The following is a 3,308-nucleotide window of genomic DNA, read 5'->3' on the forward strand; positions in this document are numbered from 1 at the left end:
TTCCTTTTTCCTTCTTATTGAAAAATTTTTGATAAATGGTATTATTTTGAACAGCTTAAATTAGAAAATATGACTCACACTAGATTTAATTCTTCAGAAAATTCCATTCACCAAGAACTTCTAAAATTTATACCTGCTGATGCTAAAGTTATTATCGAATTTGGCTGTGGTAATGGCACAATAGCTTCTCAATATAAACAGATTAATCCTCACTGTTATTATATTGTCATTGAATCTAATCCAGATTTTGCTAAAAATTCTGTCTTACAAGTAGATAAAATTGTTGTAGGAAATTTACAACAAAATCTTTCGACTCTAAATATCCAACCAGAAACAGTAGATTGTCTGATTTATGGTTTAGATTTAATGGCGATCGCTCACCCGACTGAAGTTTTGAAATATCATCAAACTTGGTTAAAAAATAATGGTCAAGTTTTGGCTATTGTACAAAATGTACAGCATTGGTGCAGAATTTTTAATTTGCTTAAAGGTGGTTGGGAAAATTCGGAAATAATTCGTCATTGGTTTACTCTGGAAAGTCTAAAGTCATGTTTCGCTAATGCAGGTTTACAAGTATATGAAATACAAACTCGTGGTGAAAAAGGAGAGGAGTTTCAACGGTTTCTCCAAGTAACTGAAGGTCTGGTTGATGCTTTGGGTTTGGACTCAAAAAAGTTCGCTACTCAGACCGCTGCTGAATATTTCATTGCACGCGTCACCAAATCTCCTATCCATCCCCGGAGATTATTAATTCAAACGATAATTATGGACCCGAAAGTTTGTGGTACTGTCAGAGTTTTGGAACCAGACCGCTTTAGCGCTACTATTCCTGGGGTGAGAACTTTTTCTGCTGCGAAAACTGCTGACTTAAATATAGGGTTGCCTCAAGAAGAAAAGGTGTTTATCTGGCAACGCACAATTTTAAATTATCCGTCTGACTTTCACAAACTTAAGTCTTTGCTAGAAAAGGATTATTTGATTGTGGCTGAAATTGATGATAATCCGTTACGTCGTCCTGAATATGCTGAAAATAATTATCTTAGCTATCGTGGTTGTCACTGTGTACAAACTTCTACCCCATCCCTAGCTAATTTTTTACGTCAATATAACCCCAACGTTGTAGTTTTTCAGAATCAGTTGGCTAAAATAGTACCTCTATATGAGCGCACACTTTCCCATAATAAATATCTTACCATATTTTTTGGAGCTGTCAACAGGGAAGCAGACTGGAAAGAAATTATGCCGATAATCAATCAAGTATTGTCAGATTATCAAGATAAAATTAGGTTCAAAGTCATCCACGATAAGTTATTTTTTGAAAGTTTAAATACAACCAATAAAGAATTTTATCCATTTTGTAGTTATGATAAGTATCTAGAGATTCTTGGTAGTTGTGACCTTAGTTTATTACCTTTAAATGACAACCCAATTAATCAAATGAAATCTGACTTAAAATTTGTTGAATGTGCAGGTTATGGAGTAGCTGTACTAGCTAGTCCAATAGTTTATCAAGATTCAATTATTGATGGTAAAACAGGTTTAATTTATCATTCTGTTTCAGATTTTGCTAGAAAATTGAGACAACTAATAACTGATGAAAATCTCAGAAAAAAAATAGCAATTAACGCTTATGATTGGGTGAAAAATAATCGTTTACTTTCTCAAAATTATCGTCAGCGCCGGGATTGGTATCTGCAAATGCGAGATGAATTAGCGCGTTTAAATGAACAGTTAAAAAATCGTGTTCCAGAATTATTTGATTATTAAAAACTTGAAGTATTATTTTTGAAGGAGCTAGGATACAGAAAGGGGAGTGGGGAAGTAATACCAATTTGAAAAAAGAATGTGATGAATAATAAGTGCAATAAAAAGATTTTGCCGGAAATGTCCCTTTGACAAAAAAGAGAATTTACGACCTAAAAACTGGTATTGAAGCAATTCATTATGACTCCTGACTCGGTCCTTCCCCTCCTGGGAGGGGGAGGGGCGAGGGGTGGGTTGACTCCTAAGAAATAGCCTAACTATTTGTAGCAAATATTTATCAAATTGGTATAAGGGAGTAGGGAGCATTTTTCTACCTTTTTCCCCTATTCTATTTCTGAATTTCCTGACTTCTGACTTTTGACTCCCATGCCAAAAACACATACCGCGTCAAAGATACCATAAGGGTTCTACAAAATTAAATACAGCAATTTTTACAGGTGTAATCGTCTGAATTATTTAGTTATAAAAAAAAATAGTATACTTTATTAGTCTATGTTTGTTTTCTAAAAAAATTAAATTATTAAAAACATAGTGTTTCAGAACTATTTAGGGTTTGCTGAAAAAGTCTTTTAGTAGGGTTAGGATACAGGAGACAGGAGACAGTAGAAATGGGAATGAGCGAGGAGGTAGGAGCTAAGTTTTGTCCCAAGATTGTTCTGCCCAAATCTTGACCAAAATCCGCTCATTTTTGAACCATTACCGCTTAAAAACTCGCACTTTTTGATACTTAAAAAGGCACTTACCTTTATTTATAAAGACTTTTAGATTTAATCAGCAAGCCCTATTTAGTTATCAAAAAAAAATAGTATACTTTATTAGTCTATGTTTATTTTCTAAAAAAATTAAATTATTAAAAACATAGTGTTCCAGAACTATTTAACAGATCAAAATTGACGTATGATTTTTGAATAAGCAGTTGAGCTGCCAGAAAAGTTAGTATTAGTATATTTTTCTACTCCTTACTCCCCTACTCCCTATTCCCTATTCCCTGTTCCCTATTCCCTCTTCCAAAAATGCGAATATTATTTACAATTGCTCATTTCTTTAACCCTGAAGGTAGCGGAAAACATGGTTCTTTACGCAAAGACCCGCAAACACGACGCATAGCATTAACTACCTGTTTAACTGCATTGCGTGCCTTATATGCTAAATCTCAGTACATAATTGATATTAGTAGACATCAAGCAATTCCAGCCAATCAAAATCATGGCCATGATATTGATATTATTGTTTGTACCACTAAAGGTCTTCATTTATTATCTCAAATTCCTTTGCCCTCAAATTTTCTGATGCACCACAGCACTAACGTAGAACCTATGTTACTAGGTTTTGAATGTCAGGAAGTAATGAAATCATGTCTTGGGAAATACGATTATTATTGTTACTTAGAAGATGATTTAATACTACATGATCCATGGTTATTTGTGAAGTTAAATTGGTTTAATCACCACACAGGAAATGGTAATTTACTTCAAGCAAATCGTTATGAAATTTCTCCTTTAGGAGCTATTCCCAAAGCTTATATAGATGGAGATTTAAAACCA

Annotated in this window: 2 protein-coding genes and 1 pseudogene; 2 read left to right on the forward strand and 1 reads right to left on the reverse strand. The window is 33.7% G+C overall.

From position 1 onward, the window contains the following. The first annotated feature begins 69 nt into the window (after positions 1-69). On the forward strand, positions 70-1,767 hold the full coding sequence (locus F6K13_RS24975) for a methyltransferase domain-containing protein (RefSeq protein WP_287288698.1): 1,698 nt from the start codon (positions 70-72) through the stop codon (positions 1,765-1,767). Positions 1,768-1,794: 27 nt separating this feature from the next. On the opposite strand, the gene F6K13_RS24980 is transcribed toward F6K13_RS24975, so the two are convergent. Then, positions 1,795-2,070 carry a hypothetical protein gene (locus tag F6K13_RS24980; protein WP_287288700.1) on the reverse strand — a complete coding sequence of 92 codons (276 nt, stop codon included), beginning with the start codon at positions 2,068-2,070 and terminating at the stop codon, positions 1,795-1,797. A gap of 707 nt (positions 2,071-2,777) precedes the next feature. Here F6K13_RS24980 and F6K13_RS24985 point away from each other — a divergent pair. Beyond that, positions 2,778-3,308 (forward strand): annotated as a pseudogene (locus F6K13_RS24985) (calcium-binding protein); the annotation flags it as partial.

Source organism: Okeania sp. SIO2B9, assembly GCF_010672505.1.
In the GTDB taxonomy this organism is placed as follows: domain Bacteria; phylum Cyanobacteriota; class Cyanobacteriia; order Cyanobacteriales; family Microcoleaceae; genus Okeania; species Okeania hirsuta.